A 16,421-nucleotide genomic window follows, 5' to 3' on the forward strand; every position below is an offset into this window, starting at 1 on the left:
ATCACGCTGTGCTCTGATCGTGCCCTGTTGAACGCCTACGACCGCGCCACGAGAGGGGACTGGTGACGCCGGCCGGCCGATGTTTGCCCACCAGCCTGCGACGGAGCCAAGCAGCGGGATCCGAAACGTGAACTTAGCAATCCGAAATCGCTAATGTTCCATTCGTCTATTTGAATGCGTCGTCGAGGACATTGGCCAGCCGTGCCGCGGCAAGCGCGGCTTGGCTCCGCGAGACGTTGCGCGCATCGGTTTCATAGGTCCGCGTCAGCACTGCCACCGTGTTTTCGTTCAACACCGGCTCCGCATAGGCGAACTTCTTGCCGAGTACAAAACTCTCTTGCGTCCAAACGTCCGGATCCAGAACCTTGGCCTTGGCGCTGTCGACCTGGAGCTTGGAAATGCCGGCCTTGTCGTTTGCGTCGAAGATCGCCCCGGGAACGGAAACGTAGCCACCGAACATTCGATCCCAGTAGGCGTGCAGATCGGTCGTTTCGCCGGTCGCCGGTATCACGTTGACTTCGTTACCGCCGCGGTCGCCGTCGGTGTTGATTGCCGACATTCGCTCGGTCGCATGCAGGGGCTGGTGAATGTCGCCGATCAGGTGCAGCAGCCAGACCATGTCGTACGAGCGGATGTCATCGGAAGCGGCCGACGTCGCTGGTAGCGCGGCGATGAACAGCTTCATTTGCGAGACGGCATTGATCGGATCGGCGTCAGAGAATGGCGTGCCGTCTGTGGAGAAACGGACGTCCTTGAAGTGCCAGTAGCGGTGCATGTTCTTGTCGGCATAACCGATGTTCTGGCCCGTGGGCGTGTCGTCGTCCTTGGTGTAGCCGCGAGCAGGGTCCTTGATATCGTCCGCCCAAACGGCGGCTGGATGAAGGCGTATTGTGCCTTCTTGTCTTCCGGCACTCCGGCAGTCCAACTGGCGTAGTCCGGATTGAGCTTGATCAGAGCGTCGGCCTTGGCTTTCGCCGCTGGCGTCAGCTTCGAATAGGCCACCGCAGCTATCTGCATGTGGCCGCCGTCCCACCAGGCCAAAGCTGGTGCAGACGACAGGATCAATGAAAGAACGGAACCAAAGACGAGCGCGCGGCGCATGTATTCCTCCCTGAGCCTACATTTCTCATCTAGCGACTGTAGGCGTCGTGGGGATGACGACAGTGGCCTATTTCACAAAGGCGCTCGCCCTCATCCAGATTCGACAACAACAGGCAAATAGCGCATGATCTTGCTTGGGTTGGGGAAATTTAGTTATGCGCGTGCGCGAATTTTCGTGCGTGTTGTTCGCAGTGCGTATCTCAGGCTGCGCAGCCGACTACTTGAACCATTACGATACTGTGACGCTCGCCGCTGGCGATGCCGGCCATGCTAACACGCTTTTGCAGACGGTCGACCCGTTCAATCCGAATAGCGACAACACCCACATCGAAGGCGATGGCGCGCATGCCGCCGCGGTAGTCCTCAGGTATCGAGGCGTGGCTGCGAACGCTGCGGCGGTGCCAACCGGTGGCGCCGATTTGGACTGCGCAGGCGGCAAAGGAAACAATCCGGTCGTGCCTCATGGAGTGACGGTTACTGGCCCCGATCCGAACCGGCTCGATCGCGATCACGATGGAATCGGATGTGAGTAGCCACGGAGACAGAATGTTTCGCCTTGGCCTACCTGCAATATTGCTGTGCCTGCTGGCCAATCAGGCCCTTGCTGGTCGGGCATTCGACCTCGTCTCGCGCCTACCTGAACCAGATCGCCTTAGGGCCCTGCAAGCTATCATCGTGAACGCCGAGGCCTGCACGGGCGCCAGCAAGATGATCTACATGGGAGATTCAACCGACTCCGACGCTGGCTACTGGACAATCCGCTGCGCCGAAGGCGAGTACATGCTCGAGATCATGAATGCAGGCGATATGCAAACGAAGGTTATGAAGTGCTCGCTGGCAGAGGCTTTGGGCATTCGATGCTGGCAGCCATTCTGATTGATGGACCTTTGGGGAAAGGGCTTGGATAAATCTCGCTACAACAACCGATCCGACCAATGGCGCAAGCGGACCGGCGCGAGGCAAAGCCGCGCTCGCCGATGGGCAAGCGTGCCGCTGCGCCTGATCTTCGTGATGCTGGCCGCGGCCGGCGCTCTCGCAGCGCAGACTGTCTGGCGACATAGCGACGGCTTGCCGGAACTCAATCTGTCGAACCTGCTTGGCGCAAGGCCAGACCCCATCGCCGGCGTCGCGTCGGTCATCGACGGCGACACAATCGAGATCCATGGCCAGCGCATCCGCTTCAACGGGATCGACGCTCCGGAGAGCCGGCAGTATTGCGACGATGCCAAGGGCTTCGAATACCCATGCGGCCGTCGGTCGGCCGAAGCGCTGGAGGCCTTCCTGGCGGCCTCGAGGCCGGTTCAGTGCACCTTTGTGGCATGGGACCGCTATCACCGCTTCGTCGGCGACTGCCGGCGCGCCGATGGCGTCAGTGTCGCCGTCTGGATGGTTGGGCATGGCCAGGCGTTGGATTGGCCCCGCTACAGCCACGGCGCCTACGGTGAGCTGCAGACGAAAGCAGAGACGGCCAAAGTCGGGCTGTGGGCCGGAACGTTTCAGGCGCCTTGGGATTGGCGCGCTACGCTCAACGAAGGCATCGCGCCGTCCAGTCAGCCGCACGGCATCATCAGCCGCCGGCTGGTCGCGCAAAGCGGCTATTCGTGTGAGCCTCGCCGGACGTGTTCACAGATCGGCTCGTGCGACGAAGCCAACTGGTACCTGCAGAACTGTTCGTGGGGCGGGAAGCTCGATCGTGACAAGGACGGAATCCCCTGCGAGGGCCTGTGCTAGGGAGCAGCTAGCGGACAAGAACCACCAAGATGCCAGTTGCTTTCCGGCGGCGTTTTGCACGTTGGACGGATGAACGCTACCGAGGCCGCGAAGCTTGCGCTTGCATGGGGTTTCCGCAATTCTGACGAGATGCGACGTTCGCTCTTTTCACTTGCACTCGGGCTGGTCAAAGGACAGTCAGTTCAAGGGCCTTCGGTGGGTCCCGAGGTCTGGAAACCGCTGTCGACAACCGCGGCAGGCTACGCGACCGTTCCCGAGTTGCACCACTCTCCAGAGGCGCTTGAACGGCAGCGTGAGAACATCAGGCGAGCGACCGAACACGCCACCGCCTACATCCCCAATGAGCTGGAAAAGGCAAGGGTGCGTATTCCGACGAAGCCGGCCATCGATTCCGATTTGAAGCCGGCCAGTCATTCCGATTTCATTCCGGCCGGTGTTCCGATTTGAAGCCGGCCATTTTTCGGACTGATCCTGGGTCTCGTTGATGTTTGGATTGGGTTTCGTTTCAGGTCAAGCGTGCGCTGTTTCGGACGCTCTCGGCGAGCGCTGTTTTCGCATGCTTTCACCGGTGAGATCGATGCGATAGGCGTTGTGAACGAGGCGGTCCAGGATGGCATCGGCCAGGGTTGGGTTTGCAATGATCTCGTACCAGCGATCCAGGGGCAGCTGACTGGTGACGATTGTCGATCGGCGTTCGTAGCGGTCTTCAATGATCTCAAGCACATCACGCCGCTGGTCATCATTGAGTTTTTCCGGTCCCCAGTCATCGAGAATGAGAAGGTCGGTTTTGGCGAGTTGCTTGAGGATCCGGCCATAACGTCCGTCGCCTCTCGCGAGGGCAAGCGTTGCAAACAGCCGGGGAACGCGGTGATAGGCGACGGAGAAATCCTCTCGGCAAGCTTTGTGGCCAAGCGCACAGGCCAGCCAGCTCTTGCCGACGCCGGCCGGCCCGGTGATGAGAAGACTGTGATGCTTTCTGATCCAGTCGCAGCCGGCGAGCGCCATGAACAGATTGCGATCAAGACCGCGTGCGGCACGAAAGTCGGCATTCTCGATCTGTGCGTCATGGCGAAGTTTTGCAGCTCTGGCGCGGGCTTCGAAACGCTTCTGGCGGCGCATGGTAGCCTCGCGCTCGAGCAGCATGGCAAGCCATTCGCCATGCTCGAGGCCGCGTGCTTCGGATTGTGCGTCGAGTTCCTGGAAGGCAGTGGCCATGCCATGAAGGCCGAGTTCGCGCAGCATGTTGATGGTCGGATGGATGAGCATTGGTATGTCTCCTCAATGGAAGTAATCAGGGCCACGCAGATTGGCGTGATCGACGATGGCGGTCGGTTCGGTGGAATGCCTTGCGGCCTTGTGATTGGCGATGAGCGAGGCGATGCTCTTGCAGTTCAGCCCACCGATCTCGACAGCGCGGGCTGAGACGGCTTCGGCGCGATCGCGTGTGACATCGCGAAACAGGCGAAGGACACCCAGGCATGTTCGAAAGCCTTGTTCAGGATGTGGGCGGCTGGCGAGGATTGCGACAACCAAGCCTTCCGTCTCGGGCCCGACGGATGCGGCCCAGCGACGGAAACGATCCGGCGTCCACTCGGCATATCGCCGGTGGGAGCTGGGCATATGATCCGGATCCGTCCCATGACGAGGGCCGCCATAGCGGCGCTGATGGACGGCAATGCGCTTGCCGCGGTGGAAGATCTCGATGGTGCGTGCCGTTGCCCTCAGATCGACTTGCTGACGAATGAGGTTGTGCGGTACGGAATAGAAGAAGGTCTTGAACTCGACGTGGTAATCCGTCGAGACGCGGGCCAAACGCCACTCGGCGAATTCGTAGTCTTCGCTCGGAAGGCTTGCCAGCGCAGCACGCTCGACGCTCTCAAACAGTTGCCGGCGACTGACGCCCAGCCGACGCATGACGTGATCATTGATGCGATTGAGTGCCTGGCGAATTGCGGCATTGGCCTCGGCCAGCGAGAAGAAGGTCTGGTTGCGCAGCCGCCCCAGAATGCATGACTGGGCGAAACGCACGCCGTTCTCGACTTTCGATTTGTCCTTCGGCCGTCGCGGCCGTGCCGGAAGAACGCCGACGCCATAATGGGATGCCATCATGCCGTAGCTGCGATTGATCTCGGGATCGTAGAAGCTGGCGCGGCTGACGCCCGACTTCAGATTGTCGGGGACGATCAGGCGGGGAACGCCATCAAAGAAACGAAACATCCTGACGTGTGAACCAATCCAATCCGGCAGTGTCTGGGTCCAGGTCGCTTCGGCATAGGTCAAGCTGGACGCACCCAGCACTGCCACGAAGATCTCCGCCTCACGGATCTCGCCGGTGTCTCGATCAACGATCGGGATCTTCTTGCCGGAATAGTCGACGAAGACCTTGTCGCCGGCGGCGTGTTCCTGGCGCATCGTCGGCGAAAGCCGCTGTTCGAAGCTGCGAAAGAGCTCGCAGAACCGGCTGTAGCCATATCCGTCGGGATGACTTCCTCGATACTCCTCCCACAAGATGAGGAGCGTGACGCCCGGCTTCTTGAGCTCGACGGCAAGATGGGCCCAGTTCGGCTCTGTGCGCCGCCGCGTGCCCTGCTTGACGCCATTGCGAGCGAAGAGTTTGTTCTCAAGCGCGTCATCGGTCAGCTCGCCTGGCAGGGGCCAGCTCAACCCGATTGCCGCTGCGCGCCGCAGATTATCCTGCACCGTACTGCGTGCTATTCCCAGCACGACCGCAATCTCGCGGGAGCTGGTCCCGCTTCCGGCAAGCCGAAGCATTTGTCTCAACTGTCTCATGGTCAGCCTTCTCTTTGCCGGCATCAAAATGTCCTCGTTCATCGCGAGGTAATTGATGCCAAAGTTGCTGACCCAGGAGGTAATCTTCAGTGCCGAAAACCGGCCGGTCTTTGGTTGGAATGGTGGCCGGCTTCATACCGGAATGGTGGCCGGTGTTTGATCGGAATGGCGGCCGGCTTCACGTCGGAATCCGCACAAGGGCGCGCAGAGAGCGGCGCAACGGCCGACCATGACCCGCATGTCCTTTGCAGAAGAGCTTGAAGGTGTCGCGGATCGCATAGCGGACATGTCGCGGCCGGATCTGCAGATCATCCTTCGTCGCGCGGCTTTGATGCTCAGGAATGTCGCAGGCGTGTCACTCGACCCAGCAACCGAGGATGCGCTGGACAGCATCGCCGCCGAGATGAAATTGAGTCGATCGGACGTCATTCAGATCGTTTTGCGCGAGTGGCTGGAGGCCAACGCGTACCTTCCCGTTCGGGTCGTTGATGAGGAGAACGAAACGGACGGGAACGCATAGTCATTCATCCCGCCAGACCACGCGCCGCTCCCACCTGATCTCAATCAGGCGCCGGAAGCGAATGGTCTCCAGCTCCTGCCCGACCGGGTGAAACAGTTCGGCGTTCATCGATTCCTTCCGTCCGCATTTTTCGCACCGGACTTTTGTTCGAACGTCATCGATCGAAACATTGCCGATTACCTCCCTGAGCTCGGCCGGCTTATAGAACCGCTTGATATTGCAATGGCCGCAACGGATGCGCGCGACCTGCCCAGCGTTGTGGGCATGCATCAGTGTCCGCGGGACGCCCTTCGGCCATTTTTCTGGTTGCTCCGGCATATCCTGAAATGAGGAACATATTCCTCTGTCGTCAAGGCTCCTCTTGACTCATTGTTCTCTTTTCGTTCACTGTTGGCCGGACAGCCACAGGAGGCGAAAAAATGCCCCTTCGATTGGTCATTGAGAACGCGACATCCGAAGAACTTGCCCGCGGGGTTGCGGCCGCAGAGGCAGTTTTTGCACGATCTGAGGTATCTATCGAGGACGCTTTGAGCGCCATGTTCACGGTCGACCTCTGGGACACGGACGGACTTCCCAAAGGCAAAGAGCCAACCGACGAGGACCGGGCGGCAGCCAACGTCTGGCTCGACGCCGAGCGCGCCGCCTGCGAAGCATGCTGTGCCGGCTGGCCCGAAGACAAGATAGTCAGGCGCCGAGCCTTGGGTATGGGACCAGTCGAACCAAAGGTGAAGACAGCCAATTTGGCGACCTGGCCAGACAGACAGCGGCGCTATGGGGAGATCATAAAACGGCTGGAAACGGCCACCGGTCCTGACCGGCAGCTCGACATCGACATCTGCTACGTCATGGGCTGGGTCAATGAGCCGGGCACACTGGAAGAGGCGGCCGAGATAGGCCTGCCCTATCTCACCGCCAATTTGGCCGACGTGGCAGAGATCACCCAGAAATCCCTTCAGGCCTGGAAGATTGAGATCGACCAAGAACCCTGCGATGCCCGCATCATTGAGCCGGAGCGCGATGAAGACGACGACGATAACATAAGCGTGGCCGCATGGCGTTGTCGCGATGGCCGGCTGCACATGGAGAAGCCACCTGCCAACCCCGCGATTGCATTGACTGCAGGCTGACAGCTTTCTGCCGCAGGCGTTTTGAGACGAGAGGGCTGAAGCAGCATGTGTGGTCGCTACACGCGATACCTGTCCTGGTCTGAAATCCACCGGCTCTACCGCCTCACTGCGCCGGCGGAAATCGGTCGCAACGATGCGCCTCGCTACAACATCGCACCGACTGATGAAGTGCCTTTCATCACCGCGGCTGACGATGGAAATCACAAGCTGCGCTCAGGCCGCTGGTGGCTGGTGCCGTTCTGGGCAAAGGAAATGCCCAAGGGCCAGATGTTCAATGCGCGCATCGAAGGTGTCGACACGACGCCGGCATATCGAGACGCATTCAAATCGAAGCGCTGCCTCATCCCGGCCGATGGCTATTACGAATGGACCAAGAGCCCCGCCGACGGCGGCAAGGACCCTTGGCACATCTTTCAGCCAGACCACGCGCCATTTTCGTTCGCGGGCCTATGGGCCCACAATTCAAATCTCGACATCACCAGCTGCACGATCATCACCGAACCGTCGGCGGCGCCTATCAATGATATCCACGATCGACAGCCGCTCATTCTCGATCCCGCCTACTATGACGCCTGGCTTGATCCCAAGACGTCTGCTGGTGACCTGAAGGACATTCTCAGCCACGACATCGACGGAAGCCTTCAGTTCTATCGGGTCGGCCGCGACGTGAACGCGGCGGCCATCAACAAGCAGCCCAACGACCATGCAGGGCTCATCAAACAAATCAAGCTGCTATGAGTGATGAGATCGGGCTCCCGCGGCCGGCGCACGTGACGCCGCCGGGCATCCAGCATCACATCTGCGAGCACGCCGGCTGCGGCAAGAATGCCGGCTGGGGTTTTGCGCGACCGCACTGGTTCTGTTTTGAGCACCGCGCCGACGGCGAGCACTTCCTCTAGGAGCAATCATGTCCGACCACGTCTTGCCCACACAGACGAAGCCCAAGCTGATCGTTGTCGTCGCTTTCGACCGCGCCGATGACGGTGAGCTTTTCACCGCCTAGGGCCCAACCGATCAGCAAAGCGAGGATCGGGCCATCCGTACCGCCAAGATGCTCGCTTCCAGCCATGTGGGGGTCATCGCCTGCAGCCGCGACGCAGATCCGGCGCTTGGTGACTACGGCCCTCCGACTACGCTGTTTGTCAGCGGCGACGTCCCGGACATGGAATAGGCCGGCCCTCGCCTACAGCGAGACTTTCGATACGGCCTATTCGTGCCGTGCCGTAGCGGGGATCACCGACGTCCAGACCTGGACAAACGAGAGCAACAAGCTCGCCATTGCCACCGCCTACGCGTCACCTGTGCTCGACGCCAACGGCAATGTTGTCCAGCAAGCTGAACTCACGCGCAAATACGAGACCAAGGCGCGCGATGCCGCGAAGCTTCAATTGCCGCTTGCGGCTGCGCGCTTGGCCAATCTTCTCAATGAGGCTTTGAAGTAGCGCGCATGACCACAGAGCGGCCGGTGGGCCGGCGGCAAACCCGAATGCCTGGAGATCATCCATGCTTAGGTCTCTTCGGCGCGCTGGCGGCCGTCGGCGCTCTAAGGAAGACGGCGTATAAACCGCAGTCCGGCGCGCGTCCGCAGCAGCGGACAATTGTCGCGCGTGGGACGAAGGAAATTCGCCCCCGCCGCGGGCGGTGAACGGGACAGCCGTAGGAGCGTCAGCATAGCGCCGGCCGCAGGACGGGACGCGGGACCGACTGTCCCCGTCCGCGGCGGTCCGTATTTATTGCGTCAGGACTAGCCGAGACCACGCGCAATTCCCGTTCGCAGCTGCTGATCGGCGACGACGCTCTGCCTTCGGCGACCAAAGGCATTGTCGCCGCTCGACTTATCTCGCTCAGCCGCAGCAACGAAGCCGGAACTGGTGGTTCGATGAGTGGGGGGAAAGGCGGTAGCGCTCTCCCGACTCGAACCCCCAACTCTCATGATCGGCGAAACATGGCTGAAGGCGACTATCCTATTTACAGGTCGCGGCCGCGATTTGCCGAATGATCGGATCACCTCTCTTCCTTCTATGATCATGGGGGGCTAGCCAAGGCCAGTCTTATGCATCGAAACCTTGGATGAAGCGGTGAAGAGCGATCCTCTGTCCTATCCCCCGCGCGGTCTCTCCCGCGAGGAAGCGGCCCGGTACGTCGGCGTCGGGATCACCAAGTTCGACCAGATGGTTGCGGACCGTCGCATGCCGAGCCCAAAGAAGGTGGACGGCCGAGTAATTTGGGATCGTATCAAACTTGAGGCGGCATTTGCCGACCTGCCTGGCGACGACGACGAGAATATCGTCGACTTTCTGTTGCAGGGGAATCATAGAAAGGAATAGATTCGTTTGCGATGACGGATAAATATCCTGGCCTCTCCTCCTATACCGATCGCCACGGCAAAGTCCGCTGGCGCTATCGAACCAAGGAGCGCGTGGTCGGCCTGCCTGCACCTAATCAGCCTGGATTCAAGGAGGCTTATCGAGCCGCCGTCGAAGGCCGAAAAGCCCCTAAGGCGCCGGTCGTCAGGATGCCGGGCGCTGCCTTGCCTGGAACGTTCGGCGCGGCCACCCAGAGGCTAAAAGTGTCGGTCAAATGGCTGGCCCACGACGAAGCGACAAGACGAAAGAACATTCGTCTAATCGACGAGTTCCTGGACCTGCGAGTAGTGCCTGACCATCCGCTCACCTGGCGCGACGTGCCGGTCAAGAATCTCAGGCGTGCCCATGTCGAAGAACTTCTGGGCCGTTTCATTGCCACGCCTCACAAGGCCAAGCACCTGTTGGTCGCAATTCGCAAACTGGTCTATGTCGGGCTGCGCCAGGATTGGATCGAGTTAGACCCTACAGCCTCGGTTGAATGGCGGCCTGCCTATACCGGCTGGAAGGCATGGCCTCGCGAAGCAATGGAACAATTCGAGCGGCGCTGGCCAGTCGGCACTTCCGCGCGCACTTGCTATGGGCTTGCGCTTTGGCTTGGCAATCGTCGAGGCGATGTCGCAGGCTTGCGATGGGACCAGCGCGTAACCCACCGTGTGCTGGTCGAGGGTGTCGAGCGCCAATTCGACGGATTTGATATTGTTCAGGCCAAGAACAAGGGAAGAACCGGCGGCAAGCGGCTTTTCGTTCCAGTGACTCCCATGCTCGCTGAGATCCTCGATGCCGCGGACCGGCGCGGCGAAACCGTTCTAGTCACGGGATATGGCCAGCCCTTCTCGGCGAAATCCCTGACCGGCGCCATGGCACACTGGTGCGCTCTCGCCGGATTGCCGAAGGGACTTACACTGCACGGTCTGAGGAAATCACTCGGGGTCTATCTCGCCGAGGCGGAGGCATCCACCAGGCAGATGATGGACGTTCTCGGCCACGACGACATCGACCATGCAGAGCTCTACTCCCGGGAAGCGTCGCAGGTGCGTTTGGCTGTGCAGGGCATGGACCGAGTCGTACGGCTGGTAACGCGCAAACCACTGCTTGGCGCACCTGTTGGCGAACCTCGTGGCGAACCTGCCAATAAGCCATTGATAAATAACGATAATGGTGGGCCCGGAGGGACTCGAACCCCCAACCAAGCGGTTATGAGCCGCCGGCTCTAACCATTGAGCTACAGGCCCCACGTGGGCTGGATTAATGTCTTTCGCTTTCCGGCACAAGGCTTTCCCGACGGGCTTTCGCGGAACGCCCAAATCAACCCATAATCGCGCTCTACGCGACCTCTTGCGACTGGATCGCAGACCAAGGAGATTTTCATGACCAGACATCTTTTGCCCCTCGCGCTCGCCGCTGCAATCGCTTTTCCGGCGATGGCTGGAGCCGCCGATTCGCCGACGCCCGCCCGCATCATTGTTTCGGGTGAAGGCGAAGCGACCACCCCTCCCGACCTGGCTTTGCTGTCGCTCAGCGTGATGCGCGAAGCCAAGACGGCGCGGGCCGCACTCGATGCCAACAACGACGCCATGGCCGCCGTGATCGCGGCGATGAAGGCGGCAGGCATCAAGGATCGCGACCTGCAGACGGCGGGCATCCAGATCAACCCGCGCTACAACTACACCAACAAACCCGATGGCAGCCAGGAAGGCGAGCTCGTCGCCTACCAGGTGACCAACACGCTTTCGGTCCGCGTGCGCGACATCGACAAGACGGGCGAGATCCTCGACAAGGCTGTTTCGCTCGGCGTCAACCAGGGCGGCGGTATCGCCTTCACCAATGACGATCCGGCGGCCACCGTCACCGAGGCGCGCAAGAAAGCGGTGGCCGACGCCGTGGCCAAGGCCAAGACGCTTGCCGCGGCGGCCGGCGTCAGCCTCGGCAAGGTGCTCGAGATCACGGATCAGAACATCAGGCCGGCACCGATGCCGATCAATGCCAAGGCTTTCGACGCCGCGGCAGGCGCCGCGCCGGTGCAGGCCGGCGAGAACGCCTATAACGTCCAGGTGACCGTCACCTTCGAACTGAAGTAACCAGCTCCGACAATCCATGGCCGGGCTCTTCGCCCAGCCATGGATTGTCGGCCGGCGCATGTATGAAAAACCCCGCGGGATCGCTCCCGCGGGGGTTTTTCGAGCCGCACCCGCCCGATGGGACAGGGGCTCCGCTAGTCCAGACTGACCCCGTAGGGGTCATGTCTCCAGGCTCATCTTCGAAGAAGATGATGCCTCCAGACCGACCTTCATAGAAGGTCGTGTCTCCAGACTGACCCCGTAGGGATCACGTCTCCAGGCTCATCTTCGAAGAAGATGATGCCACTCCGATTTGCAGCTTCAGCGATAGATAACCGGGCAACCGCGTTGGTTGGCGAACACGACGACGACGCGGTCGCCGTCCTGGCGGCCCATGACCTTGACCACGCGGCGGTTGACGTCGACGATGCGGGCTCGGTAGAGGCCCATGCGCTCCGCCTTGTCGAGGGCGCGATCCGGCGAACAGCCGCGGCGCCAGCCGTCGCGGCGCCAATCGTCACCGCGCCAGTCGTCACGGCGCTCATCGCGGCGATGCCGATAGCCGTCGTCGCCGGCGTAGACGCCGAAGCGCGGATCCTGGTTGTTGCCGAAGCCGAGATAGAGGCTGTCGGCATGGGCGGGAATGGCTGTCAGCGCGCTGAGGCCGACCAGGGCCGAGAGGGCTGCCGTTTTCACCGTGTTGAACATGGTCTTCTCTCCTTGTTGCGGGCTTGTGCCCGTCCTCTTGAAAGCGATGATGGGAGAATGCACCAGCCTGTCTGAACTGTTTACGAACCCGCCGTTCATCTGCGGTTCATATGGCGGGAAAAAGAAATCTTCGCCAGGTTTCGAGCAATGCGCGCTCAAAACGTTGTTGCTCGTATTCCTTGTTCGGAGCTGTGCGGAACGGACCTCAAGGCTCGTGGTCGAGCATATAATCAAAATAATCTTCAGGCTCGGCTAGGTCGGTCTCGCTCGCCTTCACCCGGCCGCGCATCGAGATGCCGGCCTCGTGCACGGTCTCGGCGCTGCCCGACACCAGCCGGTGCCACCAATAGAGATCGCGGCCCTCGGCCACCAGCCGGTAGGCGCAGGTGCTTGGCAACCAGCTGATGGTGCGCACATTCTGCGGCGTCAGCCCAACGCAATCGGGGACGCGCGCCAACCGGTTGGCGTAGTCTGAACAGCGGCAGGTCTGCGCGTCGAACAGCCGGCAGCCGACGCTGGTCCAGTAAATCTCGCCGGTGTCCTCGTCCTCGAGCTTCGACAGGCAGCATTTGCCGCAGCCATCGCACAGCGATTCCCACTCGGCCGGGCTCATCTGCTCCAGCGTCTTTGTTTTCCAGAACGGCGTTTCCATTTTGGGGATGTGGCCCCAGCCATCGCCAAGGTCAAGCGCGACAACGGTTGAAATGCGGCCGCAACCGGGCCGAATGACACGAAGTTGCCTTCAAAAGGCCGGCCAAACGCCCTTTACGGCGTCTATCCCCGCCAAACTGGAACCAATCGGGCTAAGATCGGTTTCGGCAAGGATGGGACCCCACAAGGAGAGTTTTCGATGAAACGCCAACCACGGATTCTGGCAGGCACCGCACTTGGCCTGTTGATGGCATCCGCGCCGTTGGGCGCGTTCCCGCTTCAGGGAAGTGCCGCGTTCGACCCCACGCAAGGCGGTGGAACGCCGCTGATCCTGGCACAGGACGCACCGACCGACGAGGCACAGCCGACCGACCAGGAGCAGCCGCGCAAGAAGAAGCGCGATCAGCAGGCCCAACAGGCGCCGGCCGAGCAGGCAGCCCCGGCTGCCGAATTCAGCCTGCTCCACCCGCCGAGGAGCAGCAGCCCCGCAAGAAGAAGCACGAACAGCAGCAACAGGCCGAACAGGCGCCGGCCGAACAGGCAGCCCCCGCCGAAGAGCAGCAGCCACGCAGGAAGAAGCGCGACCAGCAGCAGCAGACAGAGCAGGCGCCGGCCGAACAGGCAGCCCCCGCCGAAGAGCAGCAGCCACGCAGGAAGAAGCGCGACCAGCAGCAGCAGACAGAGCAGGCGCCGGCCGAACAGGCGGCACCCGCAGAAGAGCAGCAGCCGCGCAGGAAGAAGCGCGACCAGCAGCAACAGACCGAGCAGGCGCCGGCCGAACAGGCGGCACCCGCAGAAGAGCAGCAGCCGCGCAAGAAGAAGCGCGATCAGCAGCAGCAGACCGAGCAGGCGCCAGCCGAACAGGCTCCGGCTGGTGAGACACAGCCCGCCAACGACAACCAGCCAGTCAAGCCCGGCAAGAAACACAAGCAGGAGCAGCAGAAGGAGGCGCCTGCTGCCCCGGCGGTGACGCCGGAAGCCGCACCCACGCCGAAGGAAGCTCCGGCCGGCCAAGCCGTGACGCCGAAGGTTGAACCCGCGCCTGCCGGCGAACAGCCCGCGACCCAGGGCGAGCAGCCCCAGGACAAGACAAAGAAGCACGGCAGGAAGCCCGCGGGCGAACAGCCCGCCAATGGCGAGCAGCCGGCGACAGGCGAACAACCGCAGGCGGGCAAGCAGCCCGCGACGGGCGAGCAACCGGCCAATGGCGTGAAGCCGGCAACCGGTGAACAGCCCGCCAATGGCAACACGGCCGCGCCTGCCCAGGGGGAAAACCCCGTGCAGGGCGAAGCGCCCGCCGACAAGAACGCTGCACCCATCCTCGACAGCCAGAAGGATGCCCAGCGCAAGGGCGGCGGCCGCAAGCATGGCGACCAGAACGGCCAGCAGAATGGCGAACAGCAGAATGGTGGCCAGAACGCCCAGCAAGGCGGCGACCAGGGCCAGAAGCCGGTGGTTGCTCCTGTCGACCAGGGTCCGCCTCCAGCCGACGACAAGGCAGCCCAGCAGGAGATCAAGCCTGAAAAGCTCGTCCCGGTAACGGAAGAGAAGGGCAAGCGCCTCGACCGGGCGCCCGACGAGAACATCCGCGACCGCCGTCGTCCCAAGGGCGTCGACGTGCTCAAGGAGATTGGCGACCGCGTCATCATCCAGCTCGGCGGCCAGACGATCGTCCAGAGCAATGAGGGCTCGCGGATGAACCGCGGCGCCAAGGACGTCTATTACGAGGATCTGTCGCAGGGCCGTACACGCGAGACGGTCCAACGCGACAATGGCGTCCAGATCGTCACCATCCGCAACCGTTACGGCGATGTCATCCAGCGTTCGCGCATCACGCCGGATGGGCGCGAATATGTGCTGAGCTATGTCGACGAGCGGAACTATCAGGATGACGGCGACTGGCGCGATCCCGGCGACGACCTGCCGCCGATGCGGCTCAACATCCCACGCCGGCAGTACATCCTCGATTCCGAGGATGTCCAAAGCGATGACGACTACTACACCTTCCTCGACCAGCCGCCAGTGGAGAGGGTCCAGCGTCTCTATTCGATCGACGAGGTCAAGCGTTCGGCCCGCGTGCGCGACATCGCACGCCGCGTCGACCTCGACACGCTGAACTTCGAATTCGGCTCCTCCTCGATCTCCGACACCGAGGTGCAGAAGCTCGAGGGCGTCGCTAGCGCCATGGAGAAACTGCTGAAGAAGAACCCGGCCGAGACCTTCCTGATCGAGGGCCACACCGACGCCGTCGGCACGCCGGAAGCCAACCTTGCCCTGTCGGACCGCCGCGCCGAAGCGGTTGCCGAAGCGCTGACCAATGCCTTCGGCATCCCACCGGAGAACCTGACGACGCAGGGCTATGGCGAGCAGTATCTGAAGGTCAACACCTCGGCGCCCAACCGCGAGAACCGGCGCGTCGCCATCCGCCGCATCACCTCGCTGGTGGCACCGGTCGCCAGCAACAATTAGGTCATGATTTCAAAACCATGACCTGGCTTGCGGACTCAAGGCGAGAAGCACCCATCCCCGACTCGATCGGGGATGGGAAAGCTTCGGATCCCGGCACCGGGCTCAAGAAGATTTGTACCGGCATCGGAACCGGCTCATTGAATCACAGGCTTGCTGACCCCAGATTCAGGGCTGGGCGTTCCCTGCCCCGTCCCGACTCCAGCGGGATGCATTGAGCCCCGCCGGCCCTCTCCGGCGGGGTTTTTTGCTCTCTTGCAAAAAGCATCGGCCTGGCCGAAATACGGCCACCGACCAGGGAACAACCGGAACCATTCATGAAGCGTCTCGAACTCGCCATCGAATCGATCATCCTCGCCTCGCGCTGGCTGCTGGTCGCCTTCTATATCGGGCTCGGCCTGGCACTGGCCGTCTATGCCTTGTCCTTCGGCAAGAAGCTCTACGAATTCATCACCACGGTATTCATGCTCGGCGACACCGACACAATCCTGAAGATGCTCGGCCTGATCGATGCCGCGCTGGTCGCCTCGCTGGTGGTGATGGTCATCATCTCGGGCTACGAGAACTTCGTCAGCCGCTTCGACGACCAGGACGGCGGCGGCGTGCACTGGCTGGGCACGATCGATGTCGGCTCGCTGAAGGTCAAGGTCGCCTCGACCATCGTCGCGATCTCCTCCATTCACCTCCTGCAGGTGTTCCTCAACTCATCCTCCTATTCGACCGACCAGCTGATGTGGCTGACCATCATCCACCTTGCCTTCGTCGTCTCGGCGCTGATGCTGGCCTATATCGACAGGCTGATGGGTTTGAGCAAAGGCAAGAAGGAAGAGGTGTGAGGCTCCCTCTCGCCCGTCACTATACGGAGAGAAGGTGCCGGCAGGCGGATGAAGGGCAGCGCCGGCAG

At 61.6% G+C, this 16,421-nt stretch carries 17 protein-coding genes, 1 tRNA gene and 3 pseudogenes; 15 read left to right on the top strand and 6 right to left on the bottom strand.

From position 1 onward, the window contains the following. Positions 1–166: 166 nt before the first annotated feature. Positions 167–925: a S1/P1 nuclease gene (locus ACVILI_RS27880; protein ID WP_276315446.1), complete on the bottom strand. Its 759-nt coding sequence runs from the start codon at positions 923–925 to the stop codon at positions 167–169. Positions 926–1,256: 331 nt separating this feature from the next. On the opposite strand from ACVILI_RS27880, the gene ACVILI_RS27885 reads away from it, so the two are divergent. The 4 genes from ACVILI_RS27885 to ACVILI_RS27900 all read left to right on the top strand — a co-directional run bounded on the left by ACVILI_RS27885 (position 1,257) and on the right by ACVILI_RS27900 (position 3,279). Then, positions 1,257–1,634, top strand: a complete 378-nt coding sequence (locus tag ACVILI_RS27885; protein WP_038648779.1) for an excalibur calcium-binding domain-containing protein — start codon at positions 1,257–1,259, stop codon at positions 1,632–1,634. 13 nt (positions 1,635–1,647) lie between these two features. Next, positions 1,648–1,977 carry a hypothetical protein gene (locus ACVILI_RS27890; protein ID WP_038648782.1) on the top strand — a complete coding sequence of 110 codons (330 nt, stop codon included), beginning with the start codon at positions 1,648–1,650 and terminating at the stop codon, positions 1,975–1,977. Between the two features lie 111 nt (positions 1,978–2,088). Beyond that, positions 2,089–2,832: a thermonuclease family protein gene (locus ACVILI_RS27895; RefSeq protein WP_457102672.1), complete on the top strand. Its 744-nt coding sequence runs from the start codon at positions 2,089–2,091 to the stop codon at positions 2,830–2,832. 69 nt (positions 2,833–2,901) lie between these two features. After that, on the top strand, positions 2,902–3,279 hold the full coding sequence (locus ACVILI_RS27900; protein WP_457102673.1) for a hypothetical protein: 378 nt from the start codon (positions 2,902–2,904) through the stop codon (positions 3,277–3,279). Between the two features lie 63 nt (positions 3,280–3,342). On the opposite strand, the gene istB is transcribed toward ACVILI_RS27900, so the two are convergent. After that, entirely contained in the window at positions 3,343–4,098 is a 756-nt protein-coding gene (istB, locus tag ACVILI_RS27905; protein ID WP_038646815.1) for an IS21-like element helper ATPase IstB, read from the bottom strand. Positions 4,099–4,110: 12 nt separating this feature from the next. Next, the gene (istA, locus tag ACVILI_RS27910; protein ID WP_148307437.1) at positions 4,111–5,622 is read right to left on the bottom strand and encodes an IS21 family transposase; all 1,512 of its coding nucleotides are present in this window, start codon (positions 5,620–5,622) and stop codon (positions 4,111–4,113) included. 229 nt (positions 5,623–5,851) lie between these two features. Between istA and ACVILI_RS27915 the strand changes: the two genes are divergently transcribed. The 8 genes and pseudogenes from ACVILI_RS27915 to ACVILI_RS27950 all read left to right on the top strand — a co-directional run. Continuing rightward, positions 5,852–6,142, top strand: coding sequence for a ribbon-helix-helix protein, CopG family (locus tag ACVILI_RS27915; protein ID WP_038648787.1), 291 nt, complete (start codon positions 5,852–5,854; stop codon positions 6,140–6,142). 536 nt (positions 6,143–6,678) lie between these two features. Further along, the gene (locus tag ACVILI_RS27920) at positions 6,679–7,269 is read left to right on the top strand and encodes a hypothetical protein (protein WP_457102674.1); all 591 of its coding nucleotides are present in this window, start codon (positions 6,679–6,681) and stop codon (positions 7,267–7,269) included. Positions 7,270–7,314: 45 nt separating this feature from the next. Continuing rightward, positions 7,315–8,007 (top strand): SOS response-associated peptidase, encoded by a 693-nt coding sequence (locus ACVILI_RS27925; RefSeq protein ID WP_051726857.1) that lies wholly within the window; start codon positions 7,315–7,317, stop codon positions 8,005–8,007. After that, positions 8,004–8,168 carry a hypothetical protein gene (locus tag ACVILI_RS27930; RefSeq protein WP_240564881.1) on the top strand — a complete coding sequence of 55 codons (165 nt, stop codon included), beginning with the start codon at positions 8,004–8,006 and terminating at the stop codon, positions 8,166–8,168. Before ACVILI_RS27925 ends, ACVILI_RS27930 begins: the two co-directional genes overlap by 4 nt. Positions 8,169–8,176: 8 nt before the next feature. Continuing rightward, positions 8,177–8,440 (top strand): annotated as a pseudogene (locus tag ACVILI_RS27935) (hypothetical protein). Beyond that, complete coding sequence (locus tag ACVILI_RS27940) at positions 8,337–8,711, top strand: S1/P1 nuclease (RefSeq protein WP_084791652.1); 375 nt, start codon at positions 8,337–8,339, stop codon at positions 8,709–8,711. The pseudogene ACVILI_RS27935 and the gene ACVILI_RS27940 overlap by 104 nt, the downstream one beginning before the upstream one ends. A gap of 636 nt (positions 8,712–9,347) precedes the next feature. Then, positions 9,348–9,596, top strand: coding sequence for a hypothetical protein (locus tag ACVILI_RS27945; protein WP_084791785.1), 249 nt, complete (start codon positions 9,348–9,350; stop codon positions 9,594–9,596). 563 nt (positions 9,597–10,159) lie between these two features. Further along, positions 10,160–10,648: pseudogene (locus tag ACVILI_RS27950) on the top strand (tyrosine-type recombinase/integrase); the annotation flags it as partial. A 143-nt stretch (positions 10,649–10,791) separates the two neighbouring features. Here ACVILI_RS27950 and ACVILI_RS27955 read toward each other — a convergent pair. Then, positions 10,792–10,867, bottom strand: a tRNA-Ile gene (locus tag ACVILI_RS27955). A 135-nt stretch (positions 10,868–11,002) separates the two neighbouring features. Between ACVILI_RS27955 and ACVILI_RS27960 the strand changes: the two genes are divergently transcribed. After that, entirely contained in the window at positions 11,003–11,713 is a 711-nt protein-coding gene (locus ACVILI_RS27960) for an SIMPL domain-containing protein (protein ID WP_019860435.1), read from the top strand. 300 nt (positions 11,714–12,013) lie between these two features. Here ACVILI_RS27960 and ACVILI_RS27965 read toward each other — a convergent pair whose 3' ends face one another. Together ACVILI_RS27965 and ACVILI_RS27970 are read right to left on the bottom strand one after the other, a co-directional pair. Further along, on the bottom strand, positions 12,014–12,400 hold the full coding sequence (locus ACVILI_RS27965) for a hypothetical protein (protein WP_083246865.1): 387 nt from the start codon (positions 12,398–12,400) through the stop codon (positions 12,014–12,016). Positions 12,401–12,605: 205 nt separating this feature from the next. Next, positions 12,606–13,052 (bottom strand): YcgN family cysteine cluster protein, encoded by a 447-nt coding sequence (locus ACVILI_RS27970; protein ID WP_019860437.1) that lies wholly within the window; start codon positions 13,050–13,052, stop codon positions 12,606–12,608. 198 nt (positions 13,053–13,250) lie between these two features. Between ACVILI_RS27970 and ACVILI_RS27975 the strand changes: the two are divergent. Further along, positions 13,251–15,520 (top strand): annotated as a pseudogene (locus ACVILI_RS27975) (OmpA family protein). Between the two features lie 314 nt (positions 15,521–15,834). Then, a complete protein-coding gene (locus ACVILI_RS27980) occupies positions 15,835–16,353 on the top strand; it encodes a TIGR00645 family protein (protein WP_019860440.1) in 519 nt (172 codons plus the stop codon). Positions 16,354–16,421 lie beyond the last annotated feature (68 nt).

The sequence above is a fragment of the Mesorhizobium sp. USDA 4775 genome, from assembly GCF_054062655.1.